Origin of the sequence: Streptomyces sp. NBC_00464, from assembly GCF_036013915.1 — a bacterium.
Taxonomy (GTDB): Bacteria; Actinomycetota; Actinomycetes; order Streptomycetales; family Streptomycetaceae; genus Streptomyces.
Genome location: NZ_CP107899.1, coordinates 999,947 through 1,020,591 on the forward strand (window position 1 = coordinate 999,947; position 20,645 = coordinate 1,020,591).

General features: G+C 69.8%; 18 protein-coding genes and 1 pseudogene. 6 read left to right on the plus strand and 13 right to left on the minus strand.

Going from position 1 to position 20,645, the window contains the following annotated elements:
• Positions 1–21: 21 nt before the first annotated feature.
• Together OG912_RS04320 and OG912_RS04325 are read right to left on the minus strand one after the other, a co-directional pair.
• Positions 22–1,152 (minus strand): aminopeptidase P family protein, encoded by a 1,131-nt coding sequence (locus OG912_RS04320; RefSeq protein WP_327708253.1) that lies wholly within the window; start codon positions 1,150–1,152, stop codon positions 22–24.
• A 68-nt stretch (positions 1,153–1,220) separates the two neighbouring features.
• Positions 1,221–1,862: a nucleoside/nucleotide kinase family protein gene (locus tag OG912_RS04325; protein WP_327708254.1), complete on the minus strand. Its 642-nt coding sequence runs from the start codon at positions 1,860–1,862 to the stop codon at positions 1,221–1,223.
• A gap of 59 nt (positions 1,863–1,921) precedes the next feature.
• Here OG912_RS04325 and OG912_RS04330 point away from each other — a divergent pair, with 59 nt between their 5' ends.
• Both OG912_RS04330 and OG912_RS04335 read left to right on the plus strand, forming a co-directional pair.
• Positions 1,922–2,308, plus strand: coding sequence for a VOC family protein (locus OG912_RS04330; protein ID WP_327708255.1), 387 nt, complete (start codon positions 1,922–1,924; stop codon positions 2,306–2,308).
• A gap of 56 nt (positions 2,309–2,364) precedes the next feature.
• On the plus strand, positions 2,365–2,919 hold the full coding sequence (locus OG912_RS04335) for a hypothetical protein (protein WP_327708256.1): 555 nt from the start codon (positions 2,365–2,367) through the stop codon (positions 2,917–2,919).
• A 14-nt stretch (positions 2,920–2,933) separates the two neighbouring features.
• Here OG912_RS04335 and OG912_RS04340 read toward each other — a convergent pair.
• The 7 genes and pseudogenes from OG912_RS04340 to tdh all read right to left on the minus strand — a co-directional run.
• Positions 2,934–3,191, minus strand: a pseudogene (locus tag OG912_RS04340) (response regulator transcription factor); the annotation flags it as partial.
• Positions 3,192–3,397: 206 nt separating this feature from the next.
• On the minus strand, positions 3,398–3,622 hold the full coding sequence (locus OG912_RS04345) for a hypothetical protein (RefSeq protein WP_327708257.1): 225 nt from the start codon (positions 3,620–3,622) through the stop codon (positions 3,398–3,400).
• A complete protein-coding gene (locus OG912_RS04350) occupies positions 3,622–7,944 on the minus strand; it encodes a DUF6531 domain-containing protein (RefSeq protein WP_327708258.1) in 4,323 nt (1,440 codons plus the stop codon). The genes OG912_RS04345 and OG912_RS04350 overlap by 1 nt, the downstream gene beginning before the upstream one ends.
• Positions 7,941–8,300: a hypothetical protein gene (locus OG912_RS04355; RefSeq protein WP_327708259.1), complete on the minus strand. Its 360-nt coding sequence runs from the start codon at positions 8,298–8,300 to the stop codon at positions 7,941–7,943. The genes OG912_RS04350 and OG912_RS04355 overlap by 4 nt, the downstream gene beginning before the upstream one ends.
• Before the next feature lie 78 nt (positions 8,301–8,378).
• Positions 8,379–9,305, minus strand: a complete 927-nt coding sequence (locus OG912_RS04360; protein ID WP_327708260.1) for a LysR family transcriptional regulator — start codon at positions 9,303–9,305, stop codon at positions 8,379–8,381.
• Positions 9,306–9,347: 42 nt separating this feature from the next.
• On the minus strand, positions 9,348–10,541 hold the full coding sequence (locus OG912_RS04365; protein WP_326739559.1) for a glycine C-acetyltransferase: 1,194 nt from the start codon (positions 10,539–10,541) through the stop codon (positions 9,348–9,350).
• A 38-nt stretch (positions 10,542–10,579) separates the two neighbouring features.
• Positions 10,580–11,608, minus strand: a complete 1,029-nt coding sequence (gene tdh, locus OG912_RS04370; RefSeq protein ID WP_326739558.1) for an L-threonine 3-dehydrogenase — start codon at positions 11,606–11,608, stop codon at positions 10,580–10,582.
• A gap of 346 nt (positions 11,609–11,954) precedes the next feature.
• Between tdh and OG912_RS04375 the strand changes: the two genes are divergently transcribed.
• The gene (locus OG912_RS04375; RefSeq protein ID WP_327708261.1) at positions 11,955–12,560 is read left to right on the plus strand and encodes a TetR/AcrR family transcriptional regulator; all 606 of its coding nucleotides are present in this window, start codon (positions 11,955–11,957) and stop codon (positions 12,558–12,560) included.
• Between the two features lie 10 nt (positions 12,561–12,570).
• On the opposite strand, the gene OG912_RS04380 is transcribed toward OG912_RS04375, so the two are convergent.
• Entirely contained in the window at positions 12,571–13,590 is a 1,020-nt protein-coding gene (locus OG912_RS04380) for an SMP-30/gluconolactonase/LRE family protein (protein WP_327708262.1), read from the minus strand.
• Positions 13,591–13,770: 180 nt separating this feature from the next.
• Here OG912_RS04380 and OG912_RS04385 point away from each other — a divergent pair, with 180 nt between their 5' ends.
• Positions 13,771–15,561, plus strand: a complete 1,791-nt coding sequence (locus tag OG912_RS04385; protein ID WP_327708263.1) for a flavin-containing monooxygenase — start codon at positions 13,771–13,773, stop codon at positions 15,559–15,561.
• A gap of 9 nt (positions 15,562–15,570) precedes the next feature.
• Here the strand turns inward: OG912_RS04385 and OG912_RS04390 are convergent, their stop codons facing one another.
• The gene (locus OG912_RS04390) at positions 15,571–16,407 is read right to left on the minus strand and encodes an alpha/beta fold hydrolase (protein WP_327708264.1); all 837 of its coding nucleotides are present in this window, start codon (positions 16,405–16,407) and stop codon (positions 15,571–15,573) included.
• 211 nt (positions 16,408–16,618) lie between these two features.
• On the opposite strand from OG912_RS04390, the gene OG912_RS04395 reads away from it, so the two are divergent.
• Complete coding sequence (locus tag OG912_RS04395) at positions 16,619–18,610, plus strand: RICIN domain-containing protein (RefSeq protein WP_327708265.1); 1,992 nt, start codon at positions 16,619–16,621, stop codon at positions 18,608–18,610.
• 75 nt (positions 18,611–18,685) lie between these two features.
• On the opposite strand, the gene OG912_RS04400 is transcribed toward OG912_RS04395, so the two are convergent.
• Entirely contained in the window at positions 18,686–19,132 is a 447-nt protein-coding gene (locus OG912_RS04400; protein ID WP_327708266.1) for a MarR family winged helix-turn-helix transcriptional regulator, read from the minus strand.
• Positions 19,133–19,388: 256 nt separating this feature from the next.
• On the opposite strand from OG912_RS04400, the gene OG912_RS04405 reads away from it, so the two are divergent.
• Positions 19,389–20,009 (plus strand): L-threonylcarbamoyladenylate synthase, encoded by a 621-nt coding sequence (locus OG912_RS04405; protein WP_326739549.1) that lies wholly within the window; start codon positions 19,389–19,391, stop codon positions 20,007–20,009.
• Positions 20,010–20,053: 44 nt separating this feature from the next.
• Here the strand turns inward: OG912_RS04405 and OG912_RS04410 are convergent, their stop codons facing one another.
• Positions 20,054–20,527 carry an ATP-binding protein gene (locus OG912_RS04410; protein ID WP_326739548.1) on the minus strand — a complete coding sequence of 158 codons (474 nt, stop codon included), beginning with the start codon at positions 20,525–20,527 and terminating at the stop codon, positions 20,054–20,056.
• Positions 20,528–20,645 lie beyond the last annotated feature (118 nt).

Genomic DNA, 20,645 nt, shown 5'->3' on the forward strand with positions numbered 1-20,645 from the left:
ACTGCCGGCGGCAGGCGGGGTCTACTCGACGATCGCCAGCTCGCGCGCGGTGGCGTTGAGGCGCCGGCCGCCGTCCTCGGTGACGGTCACGATGTCCTCGATCCGCACACCGAACCGGCCCGGCAGATAGATGCCGGGCTCGACGGAGAAGCACATGCCGGGCACGAGCGGCTGCTCCTCGCCCTCGATCATGTACGGGGGTTCGTGGGTGGTGACGCCGATGCCGTGGCCGGTGCGGTGGATGAAGCGTTCCCCGTAGCCGAACTCGGTGATGACGGCGCGGGCCGCCCGGTCGATCTCCTGGCAGGCGACTCCGGGCCGCACCGCGTTGCAGCCCGCCGCCTGCGCCTCCCGCACGATGTCGTGGACCCGCTGCTCCTCGGGGGTGGGCTCGCCGACGTGGACCGTGCGGGAGGTGTCGGAGCCGTACCCGTGCTTGAGGCCGCCGAAGTCGAGCACGACCATGTCGCCCCGCTCGATGGTGCGGTCACCGGCCTCGTGGTGCGGGTTGGCGCCGTTCGGTCCGGAGCCGACCACGGTGAAGTCGACCTGGGAATGCCCGAACTCGGTGAGCAGCCGGGCCAGGTCGGCGGCCACGTCGGTCTCCTTGCGGCCGGAGAACCGGACCTTGAGGATCTCCTCGTACGTGGCGTCGGCGGCGGCCCCCGCCGCGGTGAGCCGGTCCAGCTCATGGGCGTCCTTGACGGCGCGCAGCATCGGCAGCGCCTCGGTGAGGGAGGCGTACGAGGTCCCGGGCAGCAGCTGCTGGAGGCCGAGCAGATGCATGGCCCAGGCGTTGTCGCTGATCCCGAAGCGGCCCTGCGCGTCGAGCAGGGGCGCGGTGACGGCGTACGGGTCCTTGCCGTCGGTCCAGTCGCGCAGGGTCAGCGCGGGTGCGCCGACGGCCTTCTCCGCGTCCGGTGCCTCCAGGGTCGGTACGACCAGCACCGGGTCCTGGCCCGCGGTGAGGACGAGGACGGTGAGGCGCTCGGTGATCGCGGTGGGCTGATACCCGGTCAGATAGACCAGGTCGGGTCCGGGCGCGACCAGCACCCCCGCGAGTCCGGCAGCGGCGGCGCTCTCGGCGGCCCTCGTCATCCGGGCCCGGTAGTCGTCGGCGGTGAACGGTACGGGCTGGCTCTGGCTGGACATGAGGAACCTCCTGGCGGCGCGGAACGGCTCTCTGCATCCTGCCCGCACGGGCGTCCGCCCGCGAGTGGTCAGGACGGCGCGCCGGATACCGGCCGTACGACCAGATCGGCGCGGTCGCGGCCCGGGGCGACGAGCCGGGCGTTGGCCTCGTCGGAACCGGCCACCCAGCGCTCCGCGTAGGCCCGCGCCTTGCCGAACCGCACATGCCGCTCGACGAGCCTGCGCACGCGTATCGCGTCGTCGAGCTCCAGGAACCATGCCTCGTCCAGCAGCCCGCGTACCTGCGCCCAGGGGCCCTGCCCGTACAGGAGGTAGTTGCCCTCGGTGACGACGAGCGGGACATCCGGCGGTACGGGTACGGAGCCCGCGACCGGCTCCTCCAGGGACCGGTCGAAGGCGGGGGCGTACACGACGGTCCCCGGTTCGGGCGTCCGCAGCCGGCGCAGGAGCGCCGCGTACCCGGCGGCGTCGAAGGTGTCGGGTGCGCCCTTGCGGTCCGCCCGGCCGAGCCGTTCCAGTTCGCCCTGGGCGAGGTGGAAACCGTCCATCGGCACGAGGACGGCGAGCGGCCCGAGGGCGTCGACGAGGCGCTCCGCCAGGGTGGACTTCCCGACGCCGGGCGGGCCCGCGATGCCGAGGATGCGGCGGTCCCCGGCCAGGGCGAGTCGGCGGGCGCGGGCCGTCAGGCCGGTGAGGTCGCTGGTGTCCATGGCGGATATTGTCCCGCTGAGAGGGGTCTCCCGGCCCCTTCCGTCTCGCGAGGAATCCCATGTCCCACATCGCTCTGGTCACCCTGGTCGTCCGCGACTACGACGAGGCCCTCGGCTTCTACACCGACGCCCTGGGCTTCGAACTGGTCGAGGACACCGACCGGGGAGACGGCTCCCGCTGGGTGGTGGTGCGGCCGCGCGGCACCCAGGGCACGGGGCTGCTGCTGGCCCGTGCCAAGGACGAGGCGCAGGGGGCCAGTGTCGGGGCGCAGACCGGCGGGCGGGTCGGCTTCTTCCTGCACACCGAGGACTTCGCGGGCGACCACGCACGCATGGTGGCGGCCGGGGTGCGGTTCCTGGAGGAGCCTCGCCACGAGGTCTACGGCTCGGTCGCGGTCTTCGAGGACCTGTACGGCAACCGCTGGGACCTGCTCCAGCCCGCGTAGGCCGCGCTGCCGCTCCGGACCTTCCCTGGACCCGCGCGGATTGGCATGATCAGCACATGACGAAGGACGCGGCATCCGGGGTGTACGAGGCACGGTACGGCTGGGACGGCAAGACGCTCGGGGTCGTGGCCGGGGCGGCCGCCCTCACTCTGCTTCTGGTGGTGTCGGACGCCCCGCCGGTACTGCGGGCGATCTGTGTCGTGCTGTTCGGCGGTGGCGGGCTCTTCATGGCCTTCGTCGCCCTGAGCCGCAGGCCGGCCTTCCGTGTCGACGGAAAGGGTGTGCTGCTCGGCGGCTCTCCCGCGCGCTACCGCGCGACAACGGTGCACGTGCCGTGGCAGGACATCACGGCGATCGTGCTGTGGCAGCAGAAGATGCCCGGCGGGTCGCTGCCCTGGGTCGGGGTGGCTCTCCGGCCGGGCGCCGTCCCGCCGCCCGCCCCCGGGCAGGGGGAAATCGCACGGGCCACGCTGCGGGCCCTCCTGCCGAACGTTCCGGCCGACGTGGTGCTGACCTCGCGGGCGGTCTCGGGCTGGCGGCTCGACCGGGCCGCACTGGACTCGGCCGTGGACGCGTTCGCGCCGGGGATCCCGGTCGTGGACGCGGGATAGCCCGTCCACGCCTGTCAGCGGGTCCCGTTCCCCTCCAGATAGGCCAGGACCGCCAGGACCCGGCGGTGGACCGAGCCGTCGTCCTGTTCGAGGCCGAGCTTGGCGAAGGTCGATCCGATGTGCTTACTCACCGCCCGTTCCGTGACGATGAGTTCGGTGGCGATTGTGCCGTTCGCCTTGCCCTGGGCCATCAGTTCCAGGACCTCCCGCTCGCGGGGCGTGAAGCTGAGCAGCGGCTGCGCGTACGCCTTGCGGGTGAGCAGCCGGCTCAAAGGAAGTCCAGGCAGTCGGCGTCGCCACCCGACGTTCCATCCATGCCCTGATCAGCGGATCCCTCAGTGGATCCATCCGGAATCCCTCGACACGGCAGCTCTCACTCCATCTCACCCCGAACAGCCTCGAATTCCTGACAGCGAACGATGACCGATGCGTCTGTCATTGCAATTTCATGGAGCCAACCAACCTGTCGAGGACAGGATCAGGTCGTTGGTTCAGAACAAGGAACGATCGCTTCCCAGTCCTTCACGGAGTCCCCCGTGAGAAGGAACTCACTCAGGTACATGTCCGTCTCGTCGTGAATATCCTCTTCTTTTAGCCACAGGGATTCACACTCCGGACACAGGAAGAAAATCTGGCCAGAATCCTTGCGCTTGTAGCATCGCACCCAATCCTGACCGCAATGCACACATGCCACCTTCTCCATCAATTCCAACTCCTCGGAAAAGCAGTGATCACTTCATTGCCGTGTTCGACTGTGATCGAAATATAGTTCTCGCCGGAATTGAACCCGACTTGGTTCTCCATTGGAATTATATAGGTGGTGCGCGCACCCTGTTCGTTCACCGAGACAGCAGTGGCGCGCCTCCTCCACGCCTCGTCGACCGTCTCAAGCACACCCTTGCTTCCCGTGTCGAATACACCATGGTTGGCCTTCGCCGGATTCTCCTGGGTATGCTGCATCACGTGAGTAATTCGATGCCCCTCGGCGGAGCCGGGACCATAATCGAGGCCCTCTTGTGAGCGGTACCAACCACCTCCCAGGTCTTGCAGGTCACAGCCCGCCAGACCCAGAGGGTCTGACCATGTACTGGGATTCCGAACGTAGGAATTCGGATTGGGGGCCGGTTTCAGCCCCAGCGGGTCCGGGCTGATGTACCGGGCGGTCTCGGGGTCGTAGTAGCGGAAGTAGTTGTAGTTCAGGCCGGTTTCGGAGTCGGCGTACTGGCCGGGGAACCGGAGCGGGCAGTCCGCGGCCGTGGTGTCCGTCGCGGTCGGACGGCTCGTGCCCCACAAGGTGGTACGGCGGTGCCAGGCGAGTTCCCCGTCGAGTGTGACCAGTTCGGCCGGTGTGCCGAGGCCGTCCGTGATGACGGCGTAGAAGTGCGTACTGAAGTCCGTGGCTGTGTCCTGCGTCAGTTTGGCCAGCAGTGACGCGCCTTGTTCCCGGGGCAGCGGCTTATGGTCGGTCTGGGTGAGAGGGCGGTGGGTGCCGGGGGCGTAGTCCCAGGTGGTGACCCGGCCGTCGGGCGTGGCCTGTTCGGCCAGACGTATGTCGTCCCAGACGAAGTCCGTGCGTTCGGCCACCGAGCCGTCCGCTGTCCGCCGGTGCTTGGATATGCGGCGGCCCAGGGGGTCGTAGGCGTAGCGCCAGCAGTCGCCGTCCGGTGTCACCGCCTCCGTCAGGCGGTCTTCCGCGTTCCAGGCGTACGTCCAGCGGTGCCGCTGCCCGTTGAGGAGTGTATGGGTCTTACGGATCAGGCGGCCCTGCGGATCGTGCTCGTACGAGGTGCGGCCCGCGCTGCGGATGAGGGTGCCGCTGAAATCCCGCTCTCCGGCGGACTCGTGCGCGGGGGCCGTGGCGTGGGTGAGGTTGCCCGTCGTGTCGTAGGCGTACGTCTCGGTCCAACCGTGGGCACGGACGCCCGTGACGCGGCCGGTAGCGTCGAGGTCGAACCGGCGGGTGCCCGAGCTCAGTTCGCGGATCTCGGTGAGGTAGCCATCCTCGCGGTAGGCGTAGGTGCGGTGCTGCAGAAGGCGGTCGGCCTCGTTCACACGGCCCGAGAGCGTCTGCTCGGTGAGGCGGTGGGCGGCGTCCCAGTTCTGGGTGAGCACGACGCTGTCGCCGAGTCGACGCTCGGTCTCTCGGCCCGCCGCATCGTGGGTGAACGTCAGCGAGCCGGCGTCGGTGCCGAGAGCGGCGGGCCGCCCTGTCGGGTCGTAGGACCAGCGTGAGGCCAGCCCTGACGGAGTGGTTCGCTGGACGACCCGGCCGAGGACGTCGTATGTGTAGGCGGTCGTACGGCCGTTGACGCTTTCCGTGAGCGCACAGCCCCGCGCGTCCCGCTCGATGGAGACCTCGGCGTCCGCGTTGGCCGTGTGGATCAAATCGCCCGACGGGCCATAGGTGTACGTGGTGGTGTCGCCCGCGTCGGTGGACTGCTCGACGACGCGACCGAGCTCGTCCCGAGTGAAGGTCAGGGTTTCACCGGCCCCGTTCGTGCGGGATATCAGGCCGCCCGCCGCGGCGTGCATGTAGGTCAGTGTCCGGCCGTTGAAGTCGGTCTCCGCAGCCAGCCGTCCCGCCTCGTCGTACGTGTACGACCAGGTCAGTCCCTGCGGGTTGGTGACCTTGGTCAGCCGGAGCTCGGTGTCGTAGGAGAAGGCGTACGTCGCGCCGTCCGCGTCGGTGCGGGTGGCGGGGACGTCGAAGTGGGTGGCGTTGTGATGGGTGGTGTTGCCTGCGGGATCGGTGTGAGTGAGGAGGTTGCCCTCACCATCCCAGGTCCAGGATTCACGGGTGCCGTCCGCGTGCGCGCGCCACGTCGGCTTGCCTTCGACGGTCCAGCCCATGCGTGTGGTCCCACCGAGCGGATCAACGACTTCGATGACGCGGCCGAAGGTGTCGCGACGCGCGACCGTGGTGTGTCCGAGTTCGTCGGTCACCGCGACGGGCAGCCCGGCCGCGTCGGACGTGACCCGGCGGGCGTGGCCCAGGGCGTCGGTGACGGTCGACAGGTGGCCGGACTCGTCGTAGGCGCAGTGCGTTTCGGCGCCGAGAGGGTCGGTCGTGGTGAGCCGGTTGCCCAGCTCGTCATAGGTGTGCCGCCAGGTCGAACCGCCGGGTTCGACGACCGCGATCGGCCGGCCGAGCTCGTTGTACGTGGCCCGGGCCTCGGACCCGTCCGGCAGGGTCACACCCGTGAGGTTGCCGGATGCGTCGTAGCTGTAGCGCGTCGTACGGCCCAGCGGGTCGGCGACCGAGAGCGGCTTGTCGCCCCGCTCCGCCCACTCGGTGCGGGTGGTGTGGCCGAGCGGATCGGTCTCCTCGACGACCATGCCCGCGGCGTTGTACCGGTGCGTGGACCGTCGGCCGAGGGAGTCTGTGTACGTGGTGGTGCGCGTCTCGTCGTCGTAGGCGAGGGCCCCGGAGAGGAAGCCGCCGCTGCCTTCGGTCCGCTCGACGCGGCCGTCGGCGTCGTAGAAGTACGCGAACGACGTGCCGTTGCGGTCGGTCCAGGAGGTGACCCGCCCCTCGGCGTCGTACGTGAAGAGCAGCGGTTCGCCGCTGGAGTTGACGACCTCGGTGAGGTTGCCCGCAGCGTCGTAGCCGTACCGCATCACGACCGTGCCGGTGCTCGTGCCGTCGGGCTGCACCGGCTCGTAGAGCGAAGGGGCCCGGTCGAGCAGGCGCAGGGCGGTGATGCGCGGCCCTTCGGTGTCCACCGCGAGGTAGTAGCCGCCGGAGTGGCGGAGCCCGGTCGGGATGCCGTCGGCCGTGCGCTCGACGTCGATGCGCGCGCCGTTGCGGTCGTGCCAGCTTTCCACGGGGAGGTGGAAGACACCGAAGGTGCCCGAGGGAAGGGGGGTGCTGAAGGTGCGAACGACTCCCGAGGCGGGGTCGGTGATGGTCATGACACCGTCGGGCTTGCCGTCCCATTCGAGCGGCCAGCGGGCGCCCTTAACGGGCAGTACAGGCTGGTCTGGCTGCGGAACGGGGTAGACCAGGCGCATCCCGTCGGCGGCGGCGAACACCACCCCGTCCCCGTCGATCTGAAGGCACTCGTCAAGGGTGGAGACCCAGGTGCGACCGAAGCAGACGCCGCCGCGGTACGACGACAGATGGGTGCGCTCGAAGACCAGCGGGAGCCCCGCCGGGAGCGTCAGATCGGTCTGTGTCATCAGCATGGCGCCGGTCGCCACGTCGATCGGCTCTCCCACGCACGGAGTGCTCTTGCACGGCCGGGCCGCCGGCCCGACCTCGACCAGGTCGGGGCGAAGTGTCGGGGGCCGCAGCATCAGCGGCACGCCGTCGGCGCCCGTGAACAGGTTCCCCTCCGCGCCGGCCTTCGCCACACCGGTGCCGGCGCCGAACAGCCCGCCGTACACCATGCCGTCCCGGGCCGCGGCATTGATCTCGTCCAGGCTGAAGCCCTTCTGTAGACCGGTGGCGATCTTCAGGGGTTGGGCGACCGCGAGGTCGATCGACACCGACTCGATCCCGCCGAACGCCGCCGCGACCAGTGTACCGGCGGCGATCTCGGCGACGGTGGTGGAGACGGCGACCCCCATAGTGAGGCCGAACTCGATCAGTGCCTCGGTGGCCAGAGCGGCCGCACCCGCGGCGAGTCCGGCGGTGAAGAAGGCCAGCGCGATGCCGCCCACGATGACCGCGGCGTCGATCCCTATCTGGGTCCACAGCCTGTTGATGGCGTCATCGATGGCGTCGGCGAACTTGTCCAGCGCCTTTGCCATCTCGCGCGACGACACTGCGAGGTCGCTGAGCCAGCCCGTGTCGTTGCCCTTGGCGTAGCGTTCCCAGAACGTCGAGAACGCGTCGATCGCCTCACCGGTGTTGTTGGCGATCAGAGTGGTGGCCGCGTTGTTGACCGGCGTGCGGACATCGTCGACCGAGTCCGCGAAGGCCCGCCACGCGTCGGCCACACTGCGCAACGTGCCGGAGTTGGCGTCCGGCCACCACAGGCCCAGCTTGAGCAGGAGATCCTTGGCCTCGTCCTCGATACTCACTTGTCACCCTGGGCGTGGCCGTCAGCCGGCTTCGTCTTGAACATTCCGGAGATCAGCTCGTCGTTGTCCACATGCCCGTCCGACAGGTCGGCCATCGCCTCGTGGATGCTGACCAGGCCGAGAACCAGGGTTCCCGCGGCCGTCTCAATAGCCTTCTGCTGAGGGCGGTAGGCGTCGCCGAACGCCTTGCCCTGCTCGTCATCGCCCCATGGCGCACCCAGCCCGTCCAGGGTGGTGACGAGCGTGGTCAGCGCCGTGCTCAGATTCTTGCCCTGGGTATGGAAGACAGGCGCCGTCGCCTTGATATCCGCCGTCTTGATGTCCAGGACCTTGCTGCTGTCCTTGCCGTCGCCCACGCATGTCGCCTTCCCCGGTGCCAACTACGACCCGCCACAGTATCGTTGCCGGATCATTGGCCTTGCGCCGGTTCACCGTCAGGCCCGGACGCCCGGACGTGCCACACCCCCCGCCGCCCCCGCCAGCGCCTCCAGCACCGGGGCGATCAGCGGATGGGCCTCGGCGCCCCGGCGTACCGCCGCGAACACCCGGCGCGTCGGGGCACTGCCCTGCACCGGGCGGACCACCACGCCGTTCAGCGCCATCCCGCGCAGCGCGGAACGCGGGACCAGGGCCACCCCGGCGCCGGCGCCCGCCAGCGCGACCACCGCGTGGAAGTCGTCCGAGGAATGTTCGAGGTTCGGTGCGAAGCCGGCGTACTCGCAGGCCAGGACGACCACGTCGTGGCACGGGTTGCCGGGGTAGGGCCCGATCCACGCGTCCTTCGCCAGGTCGGCGACGGCCACCTGGTCCTGGCCGGCCAGTCGGTGCCCCACCGGGAGCACCGCGTCGAACGGCTCCGAGTACAGCGGTACGCGGGTCAGCCGCCGGTCGTCCTCCCCCGGTGCGCCGCGGTACTCGACCGCAACCGCCACATCGACCTGCCGGTCCAGCACCATGGGGACGCTCGCGTCGCCCTCGGCGTCCTGGACGCGGACCTTGATGCCGGGTGCAGTGCTGTTCAGGGCCGCCAGCGCGGGGGCGAGGACCAGGCCGATGCCGGTGGCGAACGCGGCGACGGTGACCGTACCGGCGTCGCCCGAGCTGTACGCGGCGAGCTCCGCCTCCGCCCGTTCCAGCTGGGCCAGCACCGCGTTGGCGTGGGTCAGCAGAATGTCCCCGGCGGGGGTGAGCCGGGCGCCGCGGGCGCCACGCTCGACCAGCCGGTGTCCCGTCTCCTGCTCCAGCGCGGCAAGCTGCTGGGAGACGGCGGAAGGGGTCAGGTAGAGCGCGGCGGCCGCGGCGGTCACCGTGCGGTGGTCCGCCACCGCACGCAGGATGCGCAGCCGCCGGGCATCGATCATGTGACCTATTGTCCCAGGTCGCGAAGAGCGCCCCGGTCGCGACTACTCCCCCAGTGCGGCCCGTGCGTCGACGAAGGCGTCCACCGCGCGGTTCACGTCCGCCGTGGAGTGGGCCGCGGAGAGCTGGACGCGGATGCGGGCCGCGCCCTGCGGGACGACCGGGTACGAGAACCCGATCACGTACACACCGCGCTCGAGGAGAAGCTCCGCCATCCGGCCTGCCTTCGCCGCGTCCCCGATCATCACGGGGGCGATGGCGTGGTCGCCGGGCAGGACGTCGAAGCCTTCCTCGGTCATCCGGGTACGGAAGAGCGCGGTGTTGGCGTTGAGCTGCTCGCGCAGGTCGCCGGCGGACTCCAGGAGGTCGATGACCTTCAGCGAGGCCGCCGCGATGACCGGGGCGAGCGAGTTGGAGAAGAGGTACGGGCGCGAGCGCTGGCGCAGCAGGGCGACGATCTCGGCGCGGGCGGCCACATAGCCGCCGGAGGCGCCGCCGAGCGCCTTGCCGAGGGTGCCGGTGATGATGTCGACGCGGTCCATCACGTCGTGCAGCTCGGGCGTACCGCGGCCGCCGGGGCCGACGAAGCCGACGGCGTGCGAGTCGTCGACCATGACCATGGCGTCGTAGCGCTCGGCGAGGTCGCAGATCTCGCGCAGCGGGGCGACGTAACCGTCCATGGAGAACACGCCGTCGGTGACGACGAGGCGACGACGGGCCCCGGACGCCTCCTTGAGCTGCTTCTCCAGGTCGGCCATGTCGCGGTTGGCGTAGCGGAAGCGCTTGGCCTTGCACAGCCGGATGCCGTCGATGATCGAGGCGTGGTTGAGGGCGTCGGAGATGACCGCGTCCTCCGGGCCGAGGACCGTCTCGAAGACTCCGCCGTTGGCGTCGAAGCAGGAGGAGTAGAGGATCGTGTCCTCCTGGCCCAGGAAGGAGGAGAGCCGCTGCTCCAGCTCCTTGTGGACCTCCTGGGTGCCGCAGATGAAGCGGACGGACGCCATGCCGTAGCCCCAGCGGTCCAGCGCCTCGTGCGCGGCGGCGATCACGTCGGGGTGGTCGGCCAGGCCCAGGTAGTTGTTGGCGCAGAAGTTCAGCACCTCGCCGGGGCGGCCGCCGGCGGTGACGGCCACGGTCGCGGACTGCGGGGTTCCGATGACGCGCTCGGGCTTGTGCAGCCCGGCGGCCTCGATCTCTTCGAGGGTGGTGCGCATGTCGTCGCGTACGGAGTCGAACATGAAGGTGTCTCCCAGCTGGGTACGGAGGCGGTAGGAGGTCAGACGGTCCAGTCGAGGATGACCTTGCCGCCGCGACCGCTCGCCGCGTCGTCGAAGGCCGCCTCGAAGTCGCGGTAGCCGTACCGGCCGGTGATCACGGGGGCGAGGTCGAGGCCGCCCTCCAGCAGGACGGACATGGCGTACCAGGTCTCGTACATCTCGCGGCCGTAGATGCCCTTGATCGTGATCATGGAGGTGACGATCCGGGACCAGTCGACGGCGAAGTCCTCGGACGGCAGTCCGAGCATCGCGATCCGGCCGCCGTGCGTCATGTTCGCGATCATGTCGCGCATCGCCTCGGGGCGGCCGGACATCTCCAGGCCGATGTCGAAGCCCTCGCGCAGTCCGAGCTCCCGCTGGCCGTCCGCGATGGTCTGCTCGCCGACGTTGAGGGCGAGGCTGACGCCGACCTTGCGGGCCAGCTCCAGGCGGGCCTCGCTGACGTCGGTGATCATGACCTTGCGGGCTCCGGCGTGCTTGGCGACGGCGGCGGCCATGATGCCGATCGGGCCGGCGCCGGTGATCAGGACGTCCTCGCCGACCAGCGGGAACGACAGCGCGGTGTGCACGGCGTTGCCGAACGGGTCGAAGATCGCGGCGATGTCGAGGTCGACGGGGACCCGGTGCACCCACACGTTGGACGCGGGCAGCGCGACGTACTCGGCGAAGGCCCCGTCGCGTCCGACGCCGAGTCCCAGCGTGGAGCGGCAGAGGTGGCGGCGTCCGGCCAGACAGTTGCGGCACTTGCCGCAGACCAGGTGGCCCTCGCCGCTGACCAGGTCGCCCACGGCGATGTCGACGACGTCGGAGCCGATCGCGGCGACCTCGCCGACGAACTCGTGGCCGAGGACGAGCGGGGTCTTGATGGACTGCTGCGCCCAGCCGTCGTAATTGCGGATGTGCAGGTCGGTGCCGCAGATGCCGGTACGGAGCACCTTGATCAGCACGTCCGAGGGACCCGTCTCCGGCTCGGGCACGTCCATCAGCCAGAGTCCCGGCTCGGCCTTCTGCTTCACGAGTGCCTTCACGGCTGCGGCTCCCTGTACCTGGTACGGCGTTGATGTCCCCGGGCCGGGGGCATGCCAGAGGAAGCCTGCGGCCCGGGGAAGTATGAGAGGGACGGTGGCAGCGCGCTCGACCGGCTGCCGCGCACCATCCTCCGCCGTCACGGAGAAATCTGCCGTACCCCGCGCCCCAGGTCCATCGAGGATTTCTTAAGCGCGCCCGCAGCTTGGCTTCACGCCCTGTCGTACGGGCGCGGCACCGCCTGCTCCGTTCGGCGGACGCCCACCGGGTCAGGTGTACCGCCGCGGTGCGGGGGCCGAGCGGAAAGCGGCCCCGCGGTGCCCGGCACCTGCCCGATACCCTGACCGGATGACCCAGCACCCCACTGCGGACGAGCAAAGGCCCGCGAACCGGGGGCCGAAGGCCGCCGCCGGCAACCGGGCCGCGCTGGTCTCCGCAGCCCGGGAGATCTACGCGGCGCAGGGTCTGGACGCCCCGCTCTCCGGGATCGCCCGCAGGGCCGGGGTCGGGCAGGCCGTTCTGTACCGCCACTTCCCGGACCGGAACGCCATCGCGGCCGCGGTCCTGGAGGAGAACGTGCGCCAGATCGAGCAGGCGGCCGGCGAGGGTACGAGTCTCTCCGGGGTCCTGGGCGTGCTGACCTGGCACCTGACACAGTCGGCGGCCTTCATCAGCCTGCTGCACGCCGACGAGGCGAGCGGGCACCCGCGGCAGCACACCCGCACGTTCGCCCGGGACATGCACGACCGGGTCGAGCGCGCCCTGTGGGGGTGCCTGCCGGACGGTCACCGGCTGGGTGCGCCGGACGTCCTCATGCTCGCCGTCTCCATGGTCTCCGGAGCCGTCACCGGCCCGACCCGCGAGAGGCGTGAGGTCCGGGCGCTGGCAGCCTGGCGCCTGCTCGGCGTCGAGGTGGGGCCGGTGCGGCCCTTCGAGGGGTGCGAAGCCTCCTAGGGGTGTGCGGTCAGCCGCCGTTGGACTGGCGGATGCCCTTGGCGAGCGCGTCGAAGGTGTACAGGTAGCCGCCGGCGGGTCCGCTGACGGTCATGTACGCCGTGGTACCGCCGGGCTCGATCGCCACGTTGGTCGCCGACTCCAGCCCTTCGGTGCGGGCCGGGACCTCCACCGTCGCGAGGCGCTCGCCGTACTTGCTGTACACGGCCATCGCGGGTCGGCCGTGCAGTGCCTGGTACAGGTTGCCGTCGGCGTCCACCGCGATCGAGTCGGTCTGGGCGACGCCTGCGTCGACGCGGACCGCCGTGTGCCGGCCCGCCATTCCGGGTCGCTGCTCGACGGGAAGGTAGGAGATCCGGTTCTCCGTCAGTTCGCTGACCCACAGCCCGCGGTAGTCCACGTCGAACGAGATGCCGTTCGTCGCGGAGAGCCCGCCGGCCAGGACGGTGGCGTCGCCGCCGTCACGGCCGATGCGCACCACGCGCCCGCGCGCCTCACCCTCGGACATGCCGAGGGCGTCGCTGACGTACAGATTGCCGTCCGGGTCGAAGGCGATGTCGTCGGGCTGCATCCGGGCGCCGTCGACCTCGCCGGTGAAGAAGGTGCGCCTGCCGCTGCCGTCCGGGGCCAGGGAGACGATCTCGCCGTGGGCGAAGTCGGACAGGTAGAGCCGCCCGTCGTACGGGCTGAACTGGGCCGAGGTGTAGGCCCCCCGGCTGTCGGTGAACACCTTGCGCACCGTCTTCTTCCGGACATCCACACGCAGTACCTTCGGCTTCCCGGCGGGCGCGGTGACGTCGACGACGTTCAGCTTGCCGTCCGCGCCGAAGACCGGGCCCTCCAGCAGAGTCATCCCGGTCTCCTCGTGCACCGTGGTCAGCCGCATGAGCTCACGGGCGGTGACGGTCCTGCCCGAAGCAGAGGATTCCGCCCTTCCGCCGGGGGTGTACGTCTCGCTGCCGCACCCGGTCAGAGCCAGCGCGCCCAGGGTGGCGAGCACGGCCAGTGAGCGGTTCCGGAGTCGTCGCATGAGGTGTCCCTCTTCCTGTCCGAAGATCGACGTGCACCGGCACCCTAACCGGACAGACTTGTCCGGTTGTTGTTACGGTGCGGAAGGCCGCCCGGATCCACGGCAGTTCGGCCGCCCATGGGCGGTTCGGCCCGCAACGGACAGACGCACAACCGACAAAGAGAAGACGAGGCCCCCCACATGACGTCGCCTCAGACCCCGAGCCCCGATGAGCTCTCCGCGCTGCGCGGGCGCTACCGCCGCGAACGTGAGCGGCGGGTACGGCCCGACGGCCCCCGCCAATATCGCGCCGCAGAAGCCGAGTTCGGCTTCTACGCCGCCGACCCGTACGTGGCGGAGCAGGGCGAGCGCGAGCCGCTGTGCGACACCGTCGACGTCGCCGTCATCGGCGGCGGGTTCGGCGGGATCCTCGCCGGAGCACGTCTACGTCAGCGGGGCGTGGAACGCGTCCGCCTCGTCGACAAGGGCGGCGATTTCGGCGGCACCTGGTACTGGAACCGGTACCCGGGCATCCACTGCGACATCGAGTCCCACGTATACCTGCCGATGCTCGACGAGACCGGGTACGTACCGCGGTGGAAGTACTCCCCGGGAGAGGAGATCCGGCGTCACGCGGTACGGATCGCGCAGAAGTACGACCTCTACTCGGACGCCCTCTTCTCGACCACCGTCACCGCCCTGAACTGGGAGGAGAGCTCCCGTACATGGATCGTGACGACTGACCGCGGCGACACGTTCCGGGCGACGTACGTCGTCACCGCCACCGGCACCCTGTCCGATCCGAAGCTGCCGGGGATACCCGGAATCGAGAGCTTCGCGGGGCACACGTTCCACACCTCCCGGTGGGACTACGCCTACACCGGCGGCTCCCCCGAGGGCGGCCTGACGGGGCTGGCGGGCAAGCGGGTGGGGGTCGTCGGCACCGGCGCCACCGGCGTGCAGGTCATTCCGATGCTGGCCGAGGACGCGGGGCACGTCCACGTCTTCCAGCGCACCCCCTCCACGGTGGACGTGCGCGCCAACCGTCGCACCACGGCCGCCGACGTCGGCGCGGACCGCGAGGGCTGGGCCGGTGCGCGGCGCGAGAACTTCCTGCGCATCGTCTCGGGCGAGGCGTTCGGCGAGGATCTCGTGGCGGACGGCTGGACGTCGTCGGCCGGTCTGCTGGAGAAGCTGTTGCCGAGCTTCCGACGCCCCGATGACCGGGAGGACTTCGAAGCCGCCTACGAGGCCGCCGACGCCGCCAAGATGAACGAGGTACGGACCCGTGTCGAGCGGACCGTCGCGGACCCGGCGACGTCCGAGGCGCTCAAGCCCTGGTACCGGTACGCCTGCAAGCGCCCCACCTTCTCCGACCTGTACTACCCGGCGTTCAACCGGAGCAACGTGACCCTGGTCGACACCGCGGACACCCACGGCATCGAACGTGTCACCGAGGACGGCGTGGTGGTGAACGGCACCGCGTACGCACTCGACTGCCTGATCTTCGCCACCGGGTTCTCCGTCGGCGTCTCCGGCGTCCTCTCCGGAAAGCTGCCCGTCCACGGCCGGGGAGGCACCCAACTGCTCCACGCCTGGGGGCAGCACGGTATCCGGAGCCTCCACGGCTTCACCTGCAACGGCTTCCCGAATCTGATCCAGATGGGTTCGCTGCAGAACGCGAGCAGTGTCAACTACACGCACATCCTCGACGAGCAGGCCGTGCACGCGGCCGCCCTCGTCTCGGCCGCCGAGGACGGGGGCGCGCTCCTCGAACCCTCCCGCGAGGCCGAGGACGCCTGGCTCGCCACGATCACACAGGGCGCCCCGGATCACGAGTGGTTCCACGCCGAGTGCACTCCCGGCTACTACAACCGTGAAGGGCGCGGCCGCCCCAATGGCCCGCACGCCTATCCACACGGTGCCGCCGCCTTCCACGAGCTCCTGCGCCGCTGGCGGGAGGAGTCCATGGACGAGGCGCTCACCCCGTAGGGAGCAGCGTCACCCCTTCCGGAGGAACTCCCGCATGTGCCGGGCGAGTTCCTCCGGCCGGTCCTCCGGGATCAGGGTGTAGCTGTCCGCGATCTCCACCAGCTCGCCCCTGGGCAGCATGCCGGCCAGTCGGCGTCCGTGTTCCGGCGGCATGACCTTGTCCTCCGCGGCCCAGGCGACGAGCGCCGGCCGGTCGAAGGTGCGCAGGGCCTCCGCCCAGCGCAGGAGTTCGGCCTTCGGCGGCACACCCAGAACGTACTTGCGCAGGTCGCGGCGGATCTCCTTGGAGCTCCACAGCGGCCGGAACCAGGCGTCCATCACCGCGTCCGGTACCGGCCGCTTGCTCATCCGGCCCCAGGTCATCGGCAGCCGCCGCATCGGCTTGAGCTTCAGCAGCGTGAAGGCCACGTTCAGGCCGCCGGGCATCTTGGCGGAGGCGTACAGGTTGTTGCCGGGCAGGCCGGGCGGGAAGTTGTCGAAGGCCTCGCAGGAGGTGATGACCAGCTTGCCGATCCGCTGGTCCCGGCCGTCCGCGACCAGGGCCTGGGCGCCGCCCCAGTCGTTCATGACCAGGGTGACGTCGCTGAGGTCGAGCGCTTCGAGGAACTCCGCGACCAGCCGTGCCACGCCGAGGACCGAAAGGTCGGCGTCGGGCTTCATCGGCCGCCGGTGGCCGCCGAGCGGCAGCGTCGGCACGATGCACCGATGGCCGTCCCGCAGATCCGCGACGACGTGCCGCCACAGCGAGCCGTCCATCGCCACACCGTGGAGCAGGACCACGACGGGCCCGTCGCCGCCGGTGTCCTCGTACTCGACGATTCCTGCGGAGAGCTCCAACTCAGCCATTCGGCGCTCCTCTTCGCCGGCAGTCCCGCACTTGTCGCCTCACCGTACCCAGCGTCGGGGAGGGTACCTGCTGCACACGTCAAGACGTTGCGGCGACTGCGGGAACGTTCGTCGATTGACATGAACAGGTCTTGACCACTGAAGCCGCAGCTCCCTAATGTGAGCAGGCATCAGACGTCTGCTGTCCGTTTTCAGAAAATGGAGTTTTTCCATGCCCGGAAGACGAACCATGCTCCTCTCTGCGCTTTCACTACCGCTGGCATCTCTTCTGGCCACGGCCCCCACCGCAGCAGCACAGGCCGCCGCACCGGCCGCCTCGCAGTCCTTCTACGTCGACTGCGGCGCCACCGCCGCGGGCGACGGAACCCAGGCCACACCCTGGAACGCACTGGCACCGGTGAACGCCCACACGTTCCAGCCGGGTGACTCGATCCTCCTCAAGCGCGGCTCGACCTGTACCGGCCAGACGCTCTCCCCCAAGGGCTCGGGCGCGACCGGAGCGCCGATCGTGGTCGACGCCTACGGCACGGGTGCCAAGCCCGCACTGGTCGGCGCGGGACAGGTCACCGACGTCGTACAACTCGCGGACCAGCAGTACTGGGAGATCCGCAACCTGGACATCTCCAACAAGGGCGCGGCCGCGGCGACCCGGCGCGGTGTCCACATCACCAGGACCGACTCGGGCACCGGAACCTACTACCGGCTCACGGGTCTCGACATCCACGACGTCAACGGGAACCAGACCAAGAAGGACGACGACGCCAGCGCCGGAATCTTCTTCGAGGTCCTGGGGAACACGAAGCCGACGAAGTTCGACGACGTCGTCCTCACAGGCAACACGGTGCGGGCCGTGGACCGTTACGGCATCCACTTCTGGACCCGGTGGATGCAGCGCCCCCAGCTCGCCAACGCCAACTGCGGTACGACCTGCGGGGCATGGACCCCGCAGACGCGGGTCGTCATCCGCGGGAACACCGTCACCGACATCGGCGGCGACGCGATCGTCCCGCATCACACCGAGGGCGCGCTCGTCGAGTACAACAAGGTCGACGGCTTCCGCGAGCGCGAGCCCGCGCACTGCGCGGCCGGCATCTGGGGGTGGAACACCCAGGACACGCTGTACCAGTTCAACGAGGTGAGCGGCGGCAAGAGCACCTGCGACGGGCAGGGACTCGACCTCGACGAGGGCAACATCCGCACCATCTACCAGTACAACTACAGCCACGACAACGAGGGTGGCTTCATCCTCCTGTGCAACGGCGGCGGATCGACGACCGCCGACAACATCGTCCGGTACAACATCAGCCAGAACGACGGCGGCCAGCTCTTCGACATGGTCTGCGCCAAGACGACGAACACGCAGATCTACAACAACACCTTCTACCTCTCGAAGCCGGTCGAGATCATCAGCAACTCGAACGGTTCGACGTCGGCGAACGCCACGTTCACCAACAACATCTTCCACGTGGCGACGGACGGGGCGAGCTACGTCAACGCCGCGGGCCTCGGCTACGACTCGAACGTCTTCTACGGCACCCACCCGGCCGGTGAGCCGGCCGACGCCCACAAGGTGACGACCGACCCGAAGCTGACGGCCCCCGGCACCGCCACCTCGCGCACGGACGCCGACGGCTACCGCCTCCAGGCGGGTTCCTCCGCCCTCGCCAACGGTGCGGTGGTGGCGAACGCGGGCGTACGTGACTACTTCGGCGGCCCGGTCGCGGCCGGCTGCGTACCCGACCGCGGCGCGCACCAGTCGTCCACCACCTGCATCAAGCCGACGGGACCGACGGCCGGGATCAACCGGATCTCCGCGGGAACCCAGGCGATCGACGTACCGGCACACTCCACGGCCCAGGGCACCCAGCTGGTCGGCTGGCTCTGGAACGGCGGCGACAACCAGAAGTGGAACGTCACGGCCAACGGCGACGGCACGTACACGCTGAAGAACGTGCGGAGCGGCCTGTGCGCCGAGGTCTACCAGAACTCCAAGGCGGCGGGGGCCGCCATCGACCAGTGGGCGTGCAGCGGTGACGCGAACCAGCGCTGGACCGCCACCCCCGCGACCGGCGGCTACACGCTGACGAGCAAGTCCAGCGGACTGCTGCTCACCGCGGGCGGCACCACGGACGGGGCGCTGCTCACCCAGCAGGCGGCCTCCGCCGCCGCGGTCCAGACGTGGGCCTTCACCAAGCTGTCCTGACCGGACCGCGACAGACAGGGCGGGGCCGGGTGCCGAAGGCGGCATCCGGCCCCGTTCGCGCGGCTGCCACAGGGCTCAGCCCCGCGGCCAGGGCCGCCCGTCGAGACGCTCGATGTCGCGATTGAGGCGGGCGAGCCCGTCCGCGAGCTGCGCGGCCTCCTCCGGGGTCCACTCGGCCAGCACGCGCTGCAGACCCTCCCGGTTCTCGGCCCGGTCCTTGTCCAGCCGGTGCTCACCCTCGGCCGTGATGACGAACTTCCGGGCGATCCCGCCGTCCGGGTCGGCGATACGCTCGACGACACCGACCCGCAGCATCGCGGCGGTCTGCCGGTTCAGCGTGGAGGTGTCCAGACCGAAGGCGTCCCGAAGCTGGCCGATGGACATCGGACCCTCGACCCGGATGCGGCTGAGGAGGATGTAGGCGCTCCGGTCGAGCCGCCCGCCGCCCCGCGAGGTCAGCAGACTCATATGCCGGCCGAGCAGCATCGTCTCGAACTCGATCCGTTCCACAGGCATGTCCACGCGAGGCTTCCTTCGACTGCCGGGCTCGCCTCCCCGCGGGGCGGGCGACCTCTTTTGTACATATATACCACACGTGTGCACCATGCATTCAATGTGCATCATGCACATCTCGTGTCGGGTGCACATCGCCTGGATGTGTGGCCGAAAAGGTTTGAGCGGCGCCCCACCACCCGAAACGGTTGTCCTGTCCCTCCCAGGGGCAGGACAACCCGCTTTCCCCTCGTACCCGTCGCCGCCCCCGCCGTAGACTCGCCGGATGGCGAAGTATTTCGACGTACATCCCGAAAATCCCCAGCGACGCACCATCACGAGCGTGGCCGAAAGCATCCGCTCCGGGTCACTCGTCGCGTATCCGACGGACTCCTGCTACGCACTCGGGTGTCAGCTCGGCAGCCGTGACGGCATCTCCCGCATCCGCACGATCCGCAATCTCGACGACCGTCATCACTTCACGCTCATGTGCCAGAACTTCGCCCAGCTCGGGCAGTTCGTACAGATCGACAACGACGTGTTCCGCGCCATCAAGGCCGCGACCCCCGGCCAGTACACCTTCATCCTTCCGGCGACGAAGGAGGTGCCGCGCCAGTTGCTGCACCCGAAGAAGAAGACCGTCGGTGTCCGCATCCCCGACCACGCTGTCGTCCAGGCCCTGTTGGAGGAGCTCGGCGAGCCGCTGCTCTCCAGCACCCTGCTCCTGCCCGACGAGGAGGAGCCGATGACCCAGGGCTGGGAGATCAAGGAACGCCTCGACCACGAGGTGGACGTCGTCGTCGACTCCGGCGACTGCGGCACGGAGCCGACCACCGTCATCGACTTCTCCAGCGGCGAGCTGGAGATCGTACGACGCGGAGCCGGCGACCCCTCCCGCTTCGAGTAATCCAAGTAACCGGACGCGGGGCCGGGCCGAAAGGCCCGGCCGGGTCAGAACAGCAGGTCCAGCTCCACGCGAACCGTCTTTCCCGGCCGCCCCGGGGGTACGCGCTCCAGTACCGCCCACCGGTCCGCCAGTGCCTCGACCAGCACCAGCCCGTGCCCGCTGCCGGACCCGGGCGGCGGTTTCACGACCTCCCCGGGGCCCGGCGGGCGGCATTCGCCCCGGGTGTCGGTGACCTCGATACGGAGCGTGCCGAGCGTCTCCGGATCACCCATGGCGAGGGCGAGCCGCAGCTCGAAGTCCCTTCCCGGTACGCGTCCATGGGTCACCGCGTTGGCCGCCAGCTCGGCCACCAGCAGCGCCGCGGTGTCGGACGCGTCCGTGCGGTACGGGACGCCCCAGGCGTGCAGCTGATGAACGGCGAGCCTGCGGGCGAGCCGTGCGCCCCGGGGTGTGGAGCTGAACCGCTGCACGAACAGCCGCTCGGTGCACGGTCGGTGTGGGGTGACGGGTGCTTCCATGCGCTCAGCCTTGCCACCCCGGACCGCGCCGACCAGCCACGCCACTCGTACGCTCGGTCAGCGTACGAGTACGGAGAGTGGACGGTACGCGTAACGATGCGTAACCATGGGCGAGTTG

Excerpts from the sequence above, each read along its gene's own strand:
- OG912_RS04320 (WP_327708253.1), bottom strand. The coding sequence starts at position 1,152 with ATGTCCAGCCAGAGCCAGCCCGTACCGTTCACCGCCGACGACTACCGG.
- OG912_RS04325 (WP_327708254.1), bottom strand. The coding sequence starts at position 1,862 with ATGGACACCAGCGACCTCACCGGCCTGACGGCCCGCGCCCGCCGACTC.
- OG912_RS04330 (WP_327708255.1), top strand. The coding sequence starts at position 1,922 with ATGTCCCACATCGCTCTGGTCACCCTGGTCGTCCGCGACTACGACGAG.
- OG912_RS04335 (WP_327708256.1), top strand. The coding sequence starts at position 2,365 with ATGACGAAGGACGCGGCATCCGGGGTGTACGAGGCACGGTACGGCTGG.
- OG912_RS04345 (WP_327708257.1), bottom strand. The coding sequence starts at position 3,622 with ATGGAGAAGGTGGCATGTGTGCATTGCGGTCAGGATTGGGTGCGATGC.
- OG912_RS04360 (WP_327708260.1), bottom strand. The coding sequence starts at position 9,305 with ATGATCGATGCCCGGCGGCTGCGCATCCTGCGTGCGGTGGCGGACCAC.
- OG912_RS04365 (WP_326739559.1), bottom strand. The coding sequence starts at position 10,541 with ATGTTCGACTCCGTACGCGACGACATGCGCACCACCCTCGAAGAGATC.
- OG912_RS04375 (WP_327708261.1), top strand. The coding sequence starts at position 11,955 with ATGACCCAGCACCCCACTGCGGACGAGCAAAGGCCCGCGAACCGGGGG.
- OG912_RS04380 (WP_327708262.1), bottom strand. The coding sequence starts at position 13,590 with ATGCGACGACTCCGGAACCGCTCACTGGCCGTGCTCGCCACCCTGGGC.
- OG912_RS04385 (WP_327708263.1), top strand. The coding sequence starts at position 13,771 with ATGACGTCGCCTCAGACCCCGAGCCCCGATGAGCTCTCCGCGCTGCGC.
- OG912_RS04390 (WP_327708264.1), bottom strand. The coding sequence starts at position 16,407 with ATGGCTGAGTTGGAGCTCTCCGCAGGAATCGTCGAGTACGAGGACACC.
- OG912_RS04395 (WP_327708265.1), top strand. The coding sequence starts at position 16,619 with ATGCCCGGAAGACGAACCATGCTCCTCTCTGCGCTTTCACTACCGCTG.
- OG912_RS04405 (WP_326739549.1), top strand. The coding sequence starts at position 19,389 with ATGGCGAAGTATTTCGACGTACATCCCGAAAATCCCCAGCGACGCACC.
- OG912_RS04410 (WP_326739548.1), bottom strand. The coding sequence starts at position 20,527 with ATGGAAGCACCCGTCACCCCACACCGACCGTGCACCGAGCGGCTGTTC.